Genomic DNA, 16083 nt, shown 5'->3' with positions numbered 1-16083 from the left:
GAAAAAAGCCGCAGCCGGCAACTGCGCGCCTTGGAACGCAAGGCACGCAAGCTGGGGATGCAGTTGGTGATGGCTGGATAGAATTTAGAGCAAAAACAATGCGTTATTTTTTGTTTGATAAGAGCTGCCGAAGGTTCGGGCCGCGTTCGGACGATCTCTTGATTTTTATCGGGCAGGCACCAAAGCAGGCACAGAAGAGGTATGCCAAATCAGCACTTTGCTAACCCGGTTCTCTTCAGTCTCAAGAATCTCCAGGCGATATCGGCCAATCTTCAAGCAAACCGCACTCTCCGGAATGGTCTCCAGCGCTTCGGTCACCAACCCGTTGAGGGTTTTCGGGCCGTCGCTGGGCAAATGCCAACCCAGGCATTTATTCAATTCACGAATCGACGCTGCGCCATCAATCACCATACGACCATCAGGCTGCGGATGGATGTGCGGGTTATCGAGGCTGTGCTCGCTTTCAAATTCGCCGACGATCTCTTCGAGGATGTCTTCCAGGGTGACGATCCCCAGCACTTCACCGTATTCGTCCACCACCATGCCCAGGCGTCGCTGCTGCTTGTGGAAATTGAGCAGTTGCAATTGCAGTGGCGTGCTTTCCGGAACGAAGTACGGCTCGTAACTGGCCGCCATCAGGGCCACGCGGGTCAGGCTGTCATTGTTCAGCAGGTGACGGATCTGCCGGGTATTGAGCACCGCTTCGACCTGATTGATGTCGCTGTGGAACACCGGCAGGCGCGTGCGCTTGGTGTTGCGCAGTTGTTCGATGATTGCTTCGATCGGGTCGTCGAGGTTGATGCCGTCGACGTCACTGCGCGGGACCAGAATGTCGTTGACGGTGATGTTGTCCAGCGCGTGAATGCCGGACACCGGGTGCAGGCGAGCCGGGTGTTCGGGGTCGTCATGACGATCGGCCGGCACATCGTCTTCGCTTTGCTGCACCACCTGGGTTTTGCGCGCAAACGGACGCATCAGCAAAGCGCTGAGCCGACTGAACAACCAGGCAAATGGATAAATGATTTTCAGCGGCACGGCCAGCAGGGTATTGCCGAAAACCAGCACGGCGTCGGGATAACGCTGGGCGAGGGTGCGCGGAAAGTAATCGGCGAAGACCAGCAGTATTGCGCCGGCCCCCAGGCATGCGGCCCAGGGGCCGTTTTCTTCGCAGAGGAAAATCGCCAGCAGCGTGGCAATCACCACCGCGAGCGCGCGGCACAGGGTATTGCACAGAATCAGACTGTCGAGCGGGAAGCTCAGCTTCGCCAGCGGCTTGTCGCTGGCGCGCGAGGCCGTGCGTTGCGCGAGCAGATGCTGCTGCGCGATTTCGACGGCGGTAAACAGCCCCGACCATAAAATCAGCAGGACAAAAACCGCGAGCATCGGCCCTATGGGCAAACCGTCCATTTATGCCGCCCGTCAGATGTGCAGAATGTATTCACGAACCAGTTTGCTGCCGAAATACGCCAACATCAGCAGGCAGAAGCCGGCGAGGGTCCAGCGAATCGCCTTGTGGCCGCGCCAGCCGAGGCGATTACGGCCCCACAGCAGTACGCTGAAGACGATCCAGGCCAGACACGCCAGCAAGGTCTTGTGCACCAGATGCTGGGCGAACAGGTTCTCGACGAACAGCCAGCCGGAGATCAACGACAGCGACAACAGCGTCCAGCCGGCCCAGAGGAACCCGAACAGCAGGCTTTCCATGGTTTGCAGCGGCGGGAAGTTCTTGATCAGCCCGGACGGGTGCTTGTGCTTGAGCTGGTGGTCTTGCACCAGCAGCAACAAAGCCTGGAATACGGCGATGGTGAACATGCCGTAGGCAAGGATCGACAACAGGATGTGGGCGAGGATCCCGGGCTCTTCATCGATGATCTGCACCGTGCCGGTCGGCGCGAACTGCGCCAGCAGCACGGTGATCGCCCCCAGCGGGAACAGCAGAACCAGCAGGTTCTCCACCGGGATTCGCGAGCAGGCGAGCAGGGTCAGCGCGATGACCGCCGCGGCAATCAGGCTGGAGGCGCTGAAGAAATCCAGGCCCAGGCCGATCGGCGTCAGCAAGTGGGTGAGCAGGCTGGCACTGTGGGCGACCACGGCGAAGATGCCGAGGGTAACCAGCAGGCGCTTGTTCGCCTTGGCGCCGGTGGCCAGACGGGTGCTCTGATAAAGGGTCGCAGCGGCATATAGAAGGGCGGCGGCGAGGGTGGTCAGCAAACTGGGTGACAAGGGGAGCATAAATCCTGTTAGGCAAGCCCGAAAGGGGCTGAGTTTGGCATAGAACCGCCATGACACGAAAGACTCGTCAAGCTGACAGCGAGGTGTCCGCCAGACGCAGTCTTCGCTATAATCCGCGACCTGCCCACGCCGCAGGCTCGCCGAGCACATGTTGATTCCGGTCTGGGCCGCCATTATCCCGGTCTACACAGGGCCTGAAAGGATCGCGCAATGTTTGAAAACTTAACCGACCGTCTCTCGCAGACGCTGCGCCATGTCACCGGCAAGGCGAAGCTGACCGAAGACAATATCAAAGACACCCTGCGCGAAGTGCGCATGGCGTTGCTCGAAGCCGACGTCGCCCTGCCGGTGGTCAAGGACTTCGTCAATTCGGTCAAGGAGCGCGCTGTCGGCACCGAGGTGTCGCGCAGCCTGACGCCGGGCCAGGCGTTCGTGAAAATCGTCCAGGCCGAACTCGAAAGCCTGATGGGCGCGGCCAACGAAGACTTGAACCTGAGCGCTGTGCCGCCCGCCGTCATTCTGATGGCCGGTCTGCAGGGTGCGGGTAAAACCACCACTGCCGGCAAACTCGCGCGCTTCCTTAAAGAGCGCAAGAAGAAGTCGGTCATGGTTGTGTCGGCGGACGTCTATCGTCCTGCTGCTATTAAACAGCTGGAAACCCTCGCCAACGACATCGGCGTGACGTTCTTCCCGTCCGACCTGAGCCAGAAGCCGGTCGACATCGCCACCGCGGCTATTAAAGAAGCCAAACTGAAATTCATCGACGTGGTCATCGTCGATACCGCCGGTCGTCTGCACATCGACGAAGAGATGATGGGCGAGATCAAGGCGCTGCACGCCGCGATCAACCCGGTCGAAACCCTGTTCGTGGTCGACGCCATGACCGGTCAGGACGCCGCCAACACGGCCAAGGCGTTCGGCGATGCACTGCCGTTGACCGGTGTGATCCTGACCAAGGTCGACGGCGATGCCCGTGGCGGTGCCGCGCTGTCGGTGCGCGCGATCACTGGCAAGCCGATCAAGTTCATCGGTATGGGCGAGAAGAGCGAAGCGCTCGATCCGTTCCACCCTGAGCGTATCGCTTCGCGGATTCTCGGCATGGGCGATGTGCTCAGCCTGATCGAACAGGCTGAAGCTACGCTCGACAAAGACAAGGCCGACAAACTGGCCAAAAAGCTGAAGAAGGGCAAAGGCTTCGATCTCGAAGACTTCCGCGATCAGCTGCAACAGATGAAGAACATGGGCGGCCTTGGCGGGCTCATGGACAAACTGCCGAGCATCGGCGGCGTCAACCTGTCGCAAATGGGCAATGCCCAGAACGCCGCAGAGAAGCAATTCAAGCAGATGGAAGCCATCATCAACTCCATGACCCCGGCCGAGCGCCGCGACCCTGAGCTGATCAGCGGTTCGCGCAAGCGCCGGATCGCCATGGGTTCCGGCACTCAGGTGCAGGACATTGGTCGCTTGATCAAGCAGCACAAGCAGATGCAGAAGATGATGAAGAAATTCACCGCCAAAGGCGGAATGGCGAAAATGATGCGCGGCATGGGCGGTATGTTGCCCGGCGGCGGCATGCCGAAAATGTAAGGTGTCCCGTCTCACCCATTCTGCTCACTTATGGCGGCGTCTGATGCCCTCATGCTGCGTTGCCGCTCCTCGCCATAGCTGGCTATGACTCGTCGCGGCGCCTTGCTTGAGGGCATCAGCCACTCGCCAAAAGTGAGCGAAATGGGTGAGGCGGGACACAAGAACTCGCCGGTCGTCGCACCGGCGCAAGCCCCGCAAGGATGCGGGATCAACAGCAAACCCGCACTCGGCGGGAGCTGACTGGCCGTTTTCATCGACGGCTCTATATGCAAATCTGCACGGCATGCCATAGGCGCCGGAAAAAGTCATTTGCAAAAGTCCGGATATTCCTTAGAATATGCGGCCTTTCGGGCACCCATGCCCGCTGTGCATTTAGATTTGCAGCACCGACTACAGGAACGATGTTCACATGCTAACAATCCGTCTTGCCCTTGGCGGCTCCAAAAAGCGCCCGTTTTACCACCTGACCGTAACCGACTCGCGTAACCCGCGTGACGGTTCCCACAAAGAACAGGTTGGTTTCTTCAACCCTGTTGCCCGTGGTCAGGAAACCCGTCTGTCCGTGAACCAAGAGCGCGTTGCCTACTGGCTGAGCGTTGGTGCACAACCTTCTGAGCGCGTTGCTCAGTTGTTGAAGGAATCTGCCAAGGCTGCGGCCTGAGCAATATGAACGCGACGCCTGCTGTTGCCGATGATTTGATCGTTATTGGCAAAATTTATTCTGTTCACGGCGTTCGCGGCGAAGTGAAGGTTTATTCCTTTACTGATCCGACTGAAAACCTGTTGCAGTACAAAACCTGGACGCTCAAGCGCGAAGGCAATGTCAAACAGGTCGAGCTGGTCAGTGGACGCGGGAGCGATAAGTTCCTGGTCGCAAAGCTCAAGGGTCTTGATGATCGTGAAGAAGCTCGTCTTCTGGCCGGTTACGAGATCTGCGTGCCACGCAACCTGTTCGCTGAATTGACCGAAGGCGAGTACTACTGGTACCAGCTGGAAGGTCTGAAGGTCATCGATCAACTGGGGCAATTGCTCGGGAAAATCGATCATCTTCTGGAAACCGGCGCCAATGATGTAATGGTAGTCAAGCCTTGCGCTGGCAGCCTGGATGATCGCGAACGCCTGTTGCCCTATACGGAGCAATGCGTGTTGGCAGTCGACCTCGCAGCGGGCGAGATGAAGGTGGATTGGGACGCGGACTTCTAAACGTGGCTAATTTGCGCGTAGAAGTGATCAGTTTGTTTCCCGAGATGTTTTCCGCCATTGGCGACTACGGCATCACCAGTCGTGCGGTCAAACAGGGGCTCTTGCAGCTGACCTGTTGGAATCCGCGGAACTACACGACGGATCGGCATCACACTGTGGACGATCGCCCGTTTGGCGGTGGTCCGGGCATGGTGATGAAGATCAAGCCCCTGGAAGATGCTCTGGTTCAGGCCAAGGCAGCAGCCGGGGAGGCGGCGAAGGTGATTTACCTGTCCCCCCAAGGCCGTCAACTGACTCAGTCGGCGGTACGCGAGTTGGCACAATCGGATGCATTGATCCTGATTGCCGGTCGCTATGAAGGCATTGACGAGCGGTTTATTGATGCTCATGTCGATGAAGAGTGGTCGATTGGGGACTATGTCCTGTCTGGCGGCGAGCTGCCGGCGATGGTCCTGATCGATGCGGTTACACGACTGCTGCCTGGAGCTTTAGGGCATGCGGACTCCGCGGAGGAAGATTCCTTCACGGATGGTTTGCTGGATTGCCCGCACTACACCCGACCGGAGGTGTATGCGGATCAGCGTGTTCCCGACGTATTGCTAAGTGGCAATCACGCACACATCCGGCGTTGGCGTTTACAGCAGTCCCTCGGGCGGACCTATGAACGACGCGCCGATCTTCTGGAAAGCCGCTCGCTTTCTGGAGAAGAGAAGAAGCTGCTCGAGGAATACATCCTCGCGCGGGACGATAGTTAACAACGTATCGATGGTAGGTCCGACGACTTACCTTAGGAGCACAGCATGACCAACAAAATCATCCTTGCACTCGAAGCAGAGCAGATGACCAAAGAGATCCCTACCTTTGCCCCGGGCGACACCATTGTCGTTCAGGTGAAAGTGAAGGAAGGCGACCGTTCGCGTCTGCAAGCGTTCGAAGGCGTGGTAATTGCCAAGCGTAACCGTGGTGTGAACAGTGCTTTCACTGTTCGTAAAATCTCCAACGGTGTTGGCGTAGAGCGTACTTTCCAGACCTACAGCCCGCAAATCGACAGCATGGCCGTTAAACGTCGCGGTGACGTACGTAAAGCCAAGCTGTACTACCTGCGCGACCTGTCGGGTAAAGCAGCTCGCATCAAGGAAAAACTGGCTTAAGTCCAGCTTCCGATGCAGAAAAAAGCAGCCTACGGGCTGCTTTTTTGTTGTCCGCAATAAACTGCCCCCATCCTGTAGGAGCTGCCGAAGGCTGCGATCTTTTGATCTTGTTTTCGATTTGCAGTCTACTTTTTACGAGTCATCTCACATGTCTATCCGCGATCAGGAAATCGAACGCCGCACCGAACTCTCGGTAACCCGCGTGACCAAAGCCGTCTTCCCGCCGACCACCAACCACCACAACACCCTGTTCGGCGGCACTGCGCTGGCGTGGATGGACGAAGTGTCGTTCATCACCGCCACACGTTTTTGCCGTTTGCCGCTGGTGACCGTGTCCACCGACCGCATCGACTTCAATCACGCGATCCCGGCCGGTTCCATCGTCGAACTGGTCGGGCGAGTGATCAAGGTCGGCAACACCAGCCTCAAGGTCGAGGTGGAAGTGTTTGTTGAAAGCATGAGTTGCGATGGGCGTGAGAAGGCGATACATGGGCAGTTCAGCTTTGTCGCCATCGACGATGACAAGCGACCGGTGCCGGTGCTGCCAGGGTTTGCTGCCTGATCCAGAACTGAGTCGCGTCATTCGCGAGCAGGCTCGCTCCCACAGTGATCAGGGTAAACACAAAATTCATGTCCGGCACACAACCTGTGGGAGCGAGCCTGCTCGCGAAGACGTCAGGTCAGGCGCCGCTGATCTCAGGCTGAATCAGAGCCAGCACTGTCCACCCGGATCCCGGCTTCACCGTAGTCTCCGGCGTCACCACATGCACCCAGCCACTGTCATCGCGCATGAACAGCAGCGTTGCTCGATTACCATGCAGCGCGCGGTAATCATCCCAGCCAAACCCATCCGTCAGTGTCGTGCTGTACAACTCGGCACCCTGACTCAGCCGACTGGCCAGTTTCGCGTAAGTGAGAGCCTCACTGCCCAACTGATTGCCACGATGCTCAAGGCTCGCACGATGTTTGTCGCTGCGACGGCTTTCCTGGCCACTCGCCAGCCCGAACAAGCGTTGATGGCCGAAATCATGACGAAAGCGCATGGCTGCCAACGTATTCAGTTCGCCTGACGGCGACAGCGCCAGCAGGTGCCCCAGCCCGACCAGGTCCAGATGGGCGTCGGCATGCTGTGAAGCCGGGTTGCCAAAGTAGGTCGGCAAGCCTTCCATGCGCGAAGCACGGATATTTTCCCAGCTTGAATCCGTCAGCAGCACCCGACTGCCCAGTTGCTGCAACGACTTGCCAAGCTCCCGCGCCGGACCATTGGCTCCCACGATCAGGAAGCCACTCGGCGCTGGCTCCGCGACGTTGAGCAGGCGTGCCAGCGGTCGTGCGGTAGCGCTTTGCAGCACCACGGTGCCGATGATCACCGCAAAGGTCAGCGGCACCAGCAGCAGCGCGCCTTCATGCCCGGCTTCATCCAGTCGAATGGCGAAAATCGCCGACACTGCCGCCGCGACGATCCCGCGTGGTGCGATCCAGCACAGCAGGGCACGTTCGCGCCAGCTCAGGCTGGAACCGGCGGTACTCAGCAGTACGTTCAGTGGGCGGGCGATCAGTTGAATCACCAGCAGCAGAATCAGCACCAGCGGCCCCAGACCGATCAAAGCGTTCAAGTCCAGCCGCGCCGCCAACAGAATAAACAGCCCGGAAATCAGCAACACGCTGAGGTTTTCCTTGAAGTGCAGAATGTGCCGCACATCCACGCCTTTCATGTTGGCCAGCCACATGCCCATCAACGTCACCGCCAGCAGCCCGGACTCGTGCATCACCTGGTTGGAGGCAATGAAAATCCCCAGCACCGCCGCCAGTGAGGCGAGGTTGTGCAGATACTCCGGTAGCCATTGTCGGCGGATAACCGTGCCGAGCAACCAGCCACCGACGATCCCGAACGCCGCACCGCACACAATCACTCCGCCGAAGGTGAGCAGGCTCTGCTTGAGACCCTGACCTTCGCCGCTGGCGATGATAAAGCTGTAGACGACCACGGCGAGCAAGGCGCCAATCGGGTCGATGACGATGCCTTCCCAGCGCAGAATGTTGGCAATCGAGGCTTTCGGCCGTACCACGCGCAGCATCGGCACAATCACCGTCGGCCCGGTGACCAGCGTCAGGCTGCCAAACAGAATCGCCAGCATCCAGTCGAAACCGAGCAGGAAATGCGTGGCGACCGCGATGACGACCCAAGTTGAAATTGCGCCAATGGTCACCAGTCGATGCACGACGCTGCCGATCTCCTTCCACTCCGACAAGTGCAAGGTCAGGCTGCCCTCAAACAGAATCAATGCCACCGCCAGTGACACCAGCGGCATCAGCAACGGCCCGAACATTTCCTGCGGATCAAGCCAGCCCAGCACCGGGCCCGCGAGAATCCCGGTCAGCAACAGGAACAGAATCGCCGGCAGCTTCAGGCGCCAGGCCAGCCATTGGCAGCCCAGCGCCACAACACCAATCCCGCCAAATGCCAATAAAATTTGCTGCTCGTTCATTGCTGCTCCCTGTTCCTTGAAATAGCGGGCTATGAAAGACTAGCGGCCATTCCTACAGTTCACTTCACATTTGCGCGCAATCCTTGAGGTTGCGTGTCTTGAGCGCCCATGCCTGCCATCGATCATCCACTGATAGACCAGTTTCTCGACGCGCTATGGCTGGAGAAGGGCCTGTCCGATAACACCCGTGATGCCTATCGCAGCGATCTGGCGCTGTTCAACGGCTGGTTGCAGGAGAAGAACCTCGAGCTGATCAACGCCGGTCGTGAGCTGATTCTCGATCACCTGGCCTGGCGTCTGGAACAGAACTACAAGCCACGTTCTACCGCGAGATTTCTTTCCGGGGTGCGTGGCTTTTATCGCTATCTGCTGCGGGAAAAGTTGATCAGCGTTGACCCGACGTTACGCGTTGACATGCCGCAATTGGGTAGGCCATTACCCAAATCGCTGTCGGAAGCCGACGTCGAGGCGTTGCTCAAAGCGCCGGACCTGAGCGAAGCCATCGGTCAGCGAGACCGCGCCATGCTGGAAGTGTTGTATGCCTGTGGTTTGCGCGTGACAGAACTGGTCAGCCTGACACTGGAGCAGGTCAACCTGCGCCAGGGCGTCTTGCGGGTGATGGGCAAGGGCAGCAAGGAGCGTCTGGTGCCGATGGGGGAGGAGGCGATTGTCTGGATCGAACGCTACATGCGCGATGGTCGTGGCGAGTTGCTCGGTGGCCGCCCCAGCGATGTGCTGTTCCCCAGCCAGCGCGGCGAGCAGATGACCCGCCAGACCTTCTGGCACCGGATCAAGCATCAGGCCAAGGTTGCGGGGATCGGCAAGTCGCTGTCACCGCACACCTTGCGTCATGCGTTTGCCACGCATTTGCTCAACCATGGCGCGGATTTGCGCGTGGTGCAGATGTTGCTCGGGCACAGCGACCTGTCGACCACGCAGATCTATACCCACGTTGCCCGCGCCCGACTGCAGGACCTGCACGCCAAACATCACCCAAGAGGTTGAACAAAAATTCCTGTGGGAGCGAGCCTGCTCGCGAAGAGGGAGTGTCAGTCAGCGTTCATTTAGCTGACACACCACTTTCGCGAGCAGGCGCGCTCCCACAAGGATCTGTGCAGTCCTGAAAGTGTGTCGACAGGCGCATTCGGCCACCGTGGCCTTATGTGTTAGGCTTTGCCGGTTTGCACGATGGACGGTTATGACCCGGTGTTCCGGCACGGGCGTTCTGATCGATCCATTTGTCCGCCTTCAGGAGTTCTCATGCGTCTGACCCAGATTTTCGCCGCCGCAGCCATTGCGTTGGTCAGTACCTTTGCCGTCGCCGATGACGCGGCCGACAAAGCGATTCGTCAAAGCCTGGAAAAACTCGAACTCGAGGTTCCGGTAGAAAGCATCAATGCCAGCCCGCTGCCAGGCATGTACGAAGTCAAGCTCAAGGGCAGCCGTGTGCTGTACGCCAGCGCCGATGGCCAGTACATCGTTCAGGGCTATCTGTTCCAGCTCAAGGACGGCAAACCGGTCAACCTGACCGAGAAAGCCGAGCGCGTGGGCATCTCAAAACTGATCAATGCCATTCCGGTTGCAGAAACCGTGGTTTACCCGGCCATCGGCGAAACCAAATCGCACATCACCGTGTTTACCGACACCACCTGCCCGTACTGCCACAAGCTGCACGCCGAAGTGCCTGAGCTGAACAAGCGCGGCATCGAAGTGCGCTACGTTGCGTTCCCGCGCCAGGGCCTCGGCTCGCCGGGCGACGAGCAGCTTCAAGCCGTGTGGTGCTCGAAAGACAAGAAAGCAGCCATGGACAAAATGGTCGATGGCAAGGAAATCAAGGCCGCCAAGTGCGCGAACCCGGTTTCGAAACAATTCGCCCTCGGTCAGTCGATTGGTGTAAATGGTACACCGGCCATCGTTTTGGCTGACGGACAAGTCATTCCGGGCTACCAGCCTGCGCCACAAGTCGCCAAACTGGCGCTGGGCGCCAAGTAATTCGCATCGTCACGGTCAGCCTTTGACGATCATGGTCCGGCAGCAGCATCGCCGGGCCATTAATAGAGAGCCGCGAGCACGCGGTTGTTTTCCGGCCGACCCTGAGTCGGCCGTTTTATGGGGAGTTCACAGTGAATCCGGTCAAAGTAGGCATCTGTGGGTTAGGGACCGTCGGTGGCGGTACCTTCAACGTACTTCAGCGCAACGCCGAGGAAATTGCTCGTCGTGCCGGGCGTGGGATCGAAGTGGCACAAATTGCCATGCGCACGCCAAAGCCTCAGTTCCAGACGACCGGTATTGCGATTACCAACGATGTCTTCGAAGTGGCCACGAACCCTGAGATCGACATCGTCATAGAGCTGATGGGCGGCTACACCGTTGCCCGCGAGCTGGTACTCAAGGCCATCGAGAATGGCAAGCATGTGGTCACCGCGAACAAGGCTCTGATTGCCGTTCACGGTAATGAAATCTTCGCCAAGGCACGCGAGAAAGGCGTGATCGTGGCGTTTGAAGCAGCTGTTGCCGGTGGCATTCCGGTGATCAAGGCGATCCGTGAAGGCCTGTCCGCCAACCGCATCAACTGGGTCGCCGGGATCATCAACGGCACCGGCAACTTCATCCTCACCGAAATGCGCGAGAAGGGTCGCACCTTCGAAGACGTGCTGGCCGAAGCGCAAGCGTTGGGCTACGCCGAAGCCGATCCGACCTTCGACGTCGAAGGCATCGACGCGGCGCACAAGCTGACGATTCTGGCCTCCATCGCGTTCGGCATTCCGCTGCAATTCGACAAGGCTTACACCGAAGGCATCACCAAGCTGACCACCGCTGACGTCAATTATGCCGAAGCGCTGGGCTATCGCATCAAGCACCTCGGCGTGGCGCGCAGCACTGCCGCCGGCATCGAGTTGCGCGTACACCCGACGCTGATCCCGGCCGATCGCCTGATCGCCAACGTCAACGGCGTGATGAACGCGGTGATGGTCAACGGCGACGCTGCCGGTTCGACCCTGTTCTATGGCGCTGGCGCCGGCATGGAGCCGACCGCCTCGTCGGTGATCGCCGATCTGGTGGACGTGGTTCGCGCCATGACCTCCGACCCGGAAAACCGCGTGCCGCATCTGGCCTTCCAGCCGGACTCGCTGTCGGCCCATCCGATCCTGCCGATCGAAGCCTGCGAAAGCGCCTACTATCTGCGCATCCAGGCCAAGGACCATCCGGGCGTACTCGCTCAGGTGGCGAGCATCCTCTCGGAGCGCGGTATCAACATCGAGTCGATCATGCAGAAGGAAGTCGAGGAACACGACGGTCTGGTGCCGATGATCCTGCTGACCCACCGCGTGGTGGAACAGCGCATCAACGACGCAATCGCCGCCCTCGAAGCGCTGGCAGGTGTGAACGGTCCGGTTGTGCGCATCCGCGTCGAGCACCTGAACTAAGCAGCAATCGTTTACCGGGCCCGTGCGCGGGCCCGGCATTGCGAACACTCTCCATTGGAGTCAGTCATGCGTTACATCAGTACCCGCGGCCAGGCACCGGCCCTGAATTTCGAAGACGTCCTGCTGGCCGGTCTTGCCACCGACGGCGGTCTGTACGTCCCGGAAGTGTTGCCACGTTTCACTCAGGAAGAGATCGCTTCCTGGGCCGGCCTGCCGTATCACGAGCTGGCTTTCCGCGTGATGCGTCCGTTCGTCACCGGCAGCATTCCCGATGCCGATTTCAAAAAGATCCTTGAGGAAACCTACGGCGTGTTCTCGCACAGCGCCGTGGCGCCGTTGCGTCAGTTGAACGGCAACGAGTGGGTGTTGGAGCTGTTCCACGGCCCGACGCTGGCGTTCAAGGACTTTGCCTTGCAACTGCTCGGTCGTCTGCTCGACTACGTGCTGGAAAAACGCGGCGAGCGCGTGGTGATCGTCGGTGCAACTTCCGGTGATACCGGTTCGGCGGCCATCGAAGGCTGCAAGCACTGCGAAAACGTCGACATCTTCATCCTGCACCCGCACAACCGTGTGTCGGAAGTGCAGCGTCGCCAGATGACCACGATTGTCGGCGAGAACATCCACAACATTGCCATCGAAGGCAACTTCGATGACTGCCAGGAAATGGTCAAGGCGAGCTTCGCCGACCAGAGTTTCCTCAAAGGCACCCGTCTGGTGGCGGTGAACTCGATCAACTGGGCGCGGATCATGGCCCAGATCGTTTACTACTTCCACGCAGCCCTGCAATTGGGCGGCCCGGCGCGTTCGGTGTCGTTCTCGGTGCCGACCGGCAACTTCGGCGACATCTTCGCCGGTTACCTGGCGCGCAACATGGGCCTGCCGATCAACCAGTTGATCGTCGCCACCAACCGCAACGACATCCTGCACCGCTTCATGAGCGGCAATCAGTACGTCAAGGAAACCCTGCACGCGACGCTGTCGCCGTCGATGGACATCATGGTTTCGTCGAACTTCGAACGACTGCTGTTCGACCTGCACGGTCGCAACGGTGCCGCCATTGCCGGCTTGATGGACTCGTTCAAGCAGGGCGGCGGCTTCAGCGTCGAGCAAGAGCGCTGGACCGAAGCACGCAAACTGTTCGACTCGCTGGCCGTGGATGATGCGCAAACTTGCGAAACCATCGCCGAAGTTTACGAGCAGTGCGGCGAGTTACTGGATCCGCACACCGCTATCGGTGTTAAGGCCGCGCGTGAATGCCGTCGCAGCCTGGACATCCCGATGGTGATCCTGGGGACTGCTCATCCGGTCAAATTCCCCGACGCGGTGGAAAAAGCCGGTGTAGGAAAAGCTCTCGAACTGCCTACACATCTTTCTGATTTGTTTGAGCGAAACGAGCGCTGCACCGTTCTGCCAAACGAGCTGAAAGCCGTGCAGGCCTTTGTCAGTCAGCATGGCAACCGCGGCAAGCCGCTTTAAGCCTGTAAAAGCTGTCACATTTTGAAGCCCGTCTCCTGACGGGCTTTTTTGTTTGTGCTGCCACACTGCTCGGGTTTTCACCCATGAAGGACGGGTGAACCGATCACGAAGGAAGTGGCAATGCTGTTTGAGAAAGGATTTAAACCAGTCTTGAACTGGATGTTTTTTTTAGGTCTTCTGGCAGGCGTATCCAGCAGCGGCGCCGCGCAGCTGGCGCGGCATGACAGCGTCAGGCCAGCGAACATCGATCCGGTTGCACTGGATGCCCGGGAACGACAGTGGATCCGCGACAACCCGCGAGTCATCGTCGCGTCGGTGCAATACCCGTTGTACCTGTTCCAGGACGAGCATGGCCGCTGGAACGGTTTGAACAATGATGTGCTGCAACGCATCAGCGCCATGACCGGTCTGCGTTTTGTCCATGAAGAGTCGTTTTCCACTGACCAGATGCTGGAACGCCTGGAAAGCGGCGCAGCGGATCTGAGTACGACGCTGGCCATGACCGAAAAACGCAAAACGTTCCTCGATTTCAGTCATGCCTTTGGTGGCGCCGGCTGGGTGTTCGTCGGTCGTGCGGGCGATCCGGCATTGAACTCGCTGGATCAGTTGGCCAAACGGGTGTTGGTGCTGCCCGCCAGGCATGCGTTGGAGGAGGTGATTCGCCGCGATCATCCGGCCATCCAATTGCGTCTGGTCAAGACGTATGCCGAGGCCCGGGCACTGGTCGAAAGCGGCGAGGCCCACGCGACCATTGAAAACGAGATCGGCGCGCAGTTGTATCCGTCGGGTCTGCTCAAGGTCGGCGAGGTGCTGGAAGGCAAGTGGGAAGCCGATCATCTGGCCGTGCGTAAAGGCCAGCCGGAGCTGCTGAGCATTCTGAACAAGGCGCTGAGCGCGTTTTCCCCGGCAGATCTGCGGGCCATCCGCCTGAAATGGCTGGACGGCGTCGCGCTGGCCCCAGAACCATCGATCTGGCAGCGATTGACCGAACCTGGTTGCTGGGTGATGGGCATTGTGGGCGTGTTCGGCCTGCTTTCGCTGGTGTGGAATCGCCGCCTGACGGTGGTCATCAAGCAGCGTCGTGAGGCCGAACAGTCCTTGAGCGATGAGTTGGCCTTTCAGCATGCGCTGATCGACGCCATGCCCGACCCGATGTTTGTGCGCGATCTCGAAGGCCGTTTGATTACGTGTAACCGTAGCTACGAAGAAGCGCTTTCGGTACGCCTGGATCAGGTGCAGGGGCGGCGCATTGTTGAGGTTGATGCGCTGCCCGAGGCGACGGCAATGATGCTGCACGATGAGTTTCTGGCGCAGTTGCAGACCCGCAAGACACGTTTCAGCAAGCGGCAACTGCTGTTCAAGAACGGCCCCAGGGACATTTATCAATGGACCGTGCCGTTCTACAGTGCCGATGGCAAATTGCGCGGCTTGCTGGGCGGCTGGACGGACATCACTCAGCGACGGACGGAGGGCGGGTGTCGATGTCTGCAGTGAGGATCGGAAATGTCCTATAAGACGCGGCTACTTTTCCGATGGGAGGCTGAGGATCACTGACCTAGAGTGGACAGTCACTGCGGTCAGAGGCCGCGATTGTCGTTGCAGAGGTCGCCCATGCGCTCGCTAAAAGTCCTGATCCTTGAGCATAATCCGTTCCAGTTGATGGCGTTGCACCAGATGCTCAACGCCATCGGTATCTACGATGTATTGACTGCGCCATCCCTGGCCTCGGCGGTGTGTTCGCTGGAACATCGCGGTACGGTTGATATTGCGATCTGCGATCCGCAGCTCAAGGGCGGTGATGGTCTGGCGTTGATTCGGCACCTGACGTCTCGAAGCGAGGCGCGCGCGGTCATCCTGCTCGGCGCGGTGGCCCACAGCCTGCTGACGGATCTGGATGAGCAGTTGCATGAGCATGGGCTGAAGCTCTTGGGGCGCTTGCACTCCCCTGTCTCGGCGGTATTGCTGAGGGGCCTGCTCGACACTTACCTGACGGCCACCCAGCAGCCCGTTCGTGTATGAGAAAGGCTGATTGTTTTTCTGTCATCTTCGCCCGGCATGATCTGACAGACCGGTGACACTGCGGTGCCTGCGGCCGGTATACAGAACTTTCTTCTCGGGCCGGTGGTCATTTATTGTGAACACGCCCAGGCACAATGTTTTCGCACTATTGAGTGGAGATCGAGATGGAAAGTATCAGTCTATTGCTCGGTGAGGCTCTGAGCCCGTATCAGGTTTCGTTGTCTCCAAGCGGTGCCCACGGCGAATGCCTGGTGACCTTGAAGAACAGCATCGGCGCGATTGTAGTGGAGCGCGAGTTCAACCAGGCACAGTTGACCGACAATCGTCAGTTGACCGATGTGGTCGATGGCTTGCACCGCGACGTCCTGATTGCCGAAGGGCGGCTGCAGCCGTGTGTCCTCGCGGCCTTGCGCAATGCAGGACTGGACAAGCGTCCGGCGCTCTGAAAATGAAATATTTTTTGTGGGAACCTTCCTGCATCCCTGTCAGTCAGACCCC

At 59.0% G+C, this 16083-nt stretch carries 17 protein-coding genes; 14 read left to right on the top strand and 3 right to left on the bottom strand.

Annotated elements, in window-relative coordinates:
- Positions 1-224: hypothetical protein (locus CKW18_RS30815; RefSeq protein ID WP_218274355.1), on the top strand; the 224-nt coding region annotated here is incomplete at its 5' end.
- Here CKW18_RS30815 and CKW18_RS24765 read toward each other — a convergent pair.
- Complete coding sequence (locus tag CKW18_RS24765) at positions 166-1407, bottom strand: transporter associated domain-containing protein (protein ID WP_095191191.1); 1242 nt, start codon at positions 1405-1407, stop codon at positions 166-168. The genes CKW18_RS30815 and CKW18_RS24765 overlap by 59 nt on opposite strands.
- Before the next feature lie 12 nt (positions 1408-1419).
- Positions 1420-2232, bottom strand: a complete 813-nt coding sequence (locus CKW18_RS24760; protein WP_095191190.1) for an inner membrane protein YpjD — start codon at positions 2230-2232, stop codon at positions 1420-1422.
- Positions 2233-2442: 210 nt separating this feature from the next.
- Between CKW18_RS24760 and ffh the strand changes: the two genes are divergently transcribed.
- From ffh to CKW18_RS24725, 6 genes are all read left to right on the top strand, one after another.
- Positions 2443-3819 (top strand): signal recognition particle protein, encoded by a 1377-nt coding sequence (gene ffh / locus CKW18_RS24755; RefSeq protein WP_008081630.1) that lies wholly within the window; start codon positions 2443-2445, stop codon positions 3817-3819.
- 409 nt (positions 3820-4228) lie between these two features.
- Positions 4229-4480, top strand: a complete 252-nt coding sequence (gene rpsP, locus CKW18_RS24745; RefSeq protein ID WP_016986371.1) for a 30S ribosomal protein S16 — start codon at positions 4229-4231, stop codon at positions 4478-4480.
- A gap of 5 nt (positions 4481-4485) precedes the next feature.
- Positions 4486-5022: a ribosome maturation factor RimM gene (rimM, locus tag CKW18_RS24740; RefSeq protein ID WP_095191188.1), complete on the top strand. Its 537-nt coding sequence runs from the start codon at positions 4486-4488 to the stop codon at positions 5020-5022.
- A gap of 2 nt (positions 5023-5024) precedes the next feature.
- On the top strand, positions 5025-5777 hold the full coding sequence (gene trmD, locus CKW18_RS24735; RefSeq protein ID WP_095191187.1) for a tRNA (guanosine(37)-N1)-methyltransferase TrmD: 753 nt from the start codon (positions 5025-5027) through the stop codon (positions 5775-5777).
- Between the two features lie 45 nt (positions 5778-5822).
- Positions 5823-6173 (top strand): 50S ribosomal protein L19, encoded by a 351-nt coding sequence (gene rplS, locus CKW18_RS24730; RefSeq protein WP_003175895.1) that lies wholly within the window; start codon positions 5823-5825, stop codon positions 6171-6173.
- Between the two features lie 148 nt (positions 6174-6321).
- Entirely contained in the window at positions 6322-6735 is a 414-nt protein-coding gene (locus CKW18_RS24725) for an acyl-CoA thioesterase (RefSeq protein WP_025112190.1), read from the top strand.
- 118 nt (positions 6736-6853) lie between these two features.
- Here CKW18_RS24725 and CKW18_RS24720 read toward each other — a convergent pair whose 3' ends face one another.
- On the bottom strand, positions 6854-8662 hold the full coding sequence (locus CKW18_RS24720; protein ID WP_095191186.1) for a sodium:proton antiporter: 1809 nt from the start codon (positions 8660-8662) through the stop codon (positions 6854-6856).
- Between the two features lie 108 nt (positions 8663-8770).
- Here CKW18_RS24720 and xerD point away from each other — a divergent pair, with 108 nt between their 5' ends.
- The 7 genes from xerD to CKW18_RS24685 all read left to right on the top strand — a co-directional run bounded on the left by xerD (position 8771) and on the right by CKW18_RS24685 (position 16031).
- Positions 8771-9667: a site-specific tyrosine recombinase XerD gene (gene xerD / locus CKW18_RS24715; RefSeq protein ID WP_095191185.1), complete on the top strand. Its 897-nt coding sequence runs from the start codon at positions 8771-8773 to the stop codon at positions 9665-9667.
- Between the two features lie 255 nt (positions 9668-9922).
- A complete protein-coding gene (gene dsbC, locus CKW18_RS24710) occupies positions 9923-10654 on the top strand; it encodes a bifunctional protein-disulfide isomerase/oxidoreductase DsbC (protein WP_095191184.1) in 732 nt (243 codons plus the stop codon).
- Between the two features lie 131 nt (positions 10655-10785).
- Positions 10786-12090, top strand: coding sequence for a homoserine dehydrogenase (locus CKW18_RS24705; protein WP_007908972.1), 1305 nt, complete (start codon positions 10786-10788; stop codon positions 12088-12090).
- A gap of 66 nt (positions 12091-12156) precedes the next feature.
- Positions 12157-13566, top strand: coding sequence for a threonine synthase (gene thrC, locus CKW18_RS24700; protein ID WP_095191183.1), 1410 nt, complete (start codon positions 12157-12159; stop codon positions 13564-13566).
- Positions 13567-13686: 120 nt separating this feature from the next.
- Positions 13687-15060, top strand: coding sequence for a transporter substrate-binding domain-containing protein (locus CKW18_RS24695; RefSeq protein ID WP_095191182.1), 1374 nt, complete (start codon positions 13687-13689; stop codon positions 15058-15060).
- A gap of 117 nt (positions 15061-15177) precedes the next feature.
- Entirely contained in the window at positions 15178-15585 is a 408-nt protein-coding gene (locus tag CKW18_RS24690) for a response regulator (protein ID WP_095191181.1), read from the top strand.
- Positions 15586-15749: 164 nt separating this feature from the next.
- Entirely contained in the window at positions 15750-16031 is a 282-nt protein-coding gene (locus CKW18_RS24685) for a DUF3509 domain-containing protein (RefSeq protein WP_095191180.1), read from the top strand.
- Positions 16032-16083 lie beyond the last annotated feature (52 nt).

This window comes from Pseudomonas sp. Irchel 3E19, from assembly GCF_900187585.1.
Lineage (GTDB): Bacteria > Pseudomonadota > Gammaproteobacteria > Pseudomonadales > Pseudomonadaceae > Aquipseudomonas > Aquipseudomonas baetica.
Note: the sequence above shows the minus strand (reverse complement) of the source record. Positions and strands in the feature narration are given on the sequence as shown.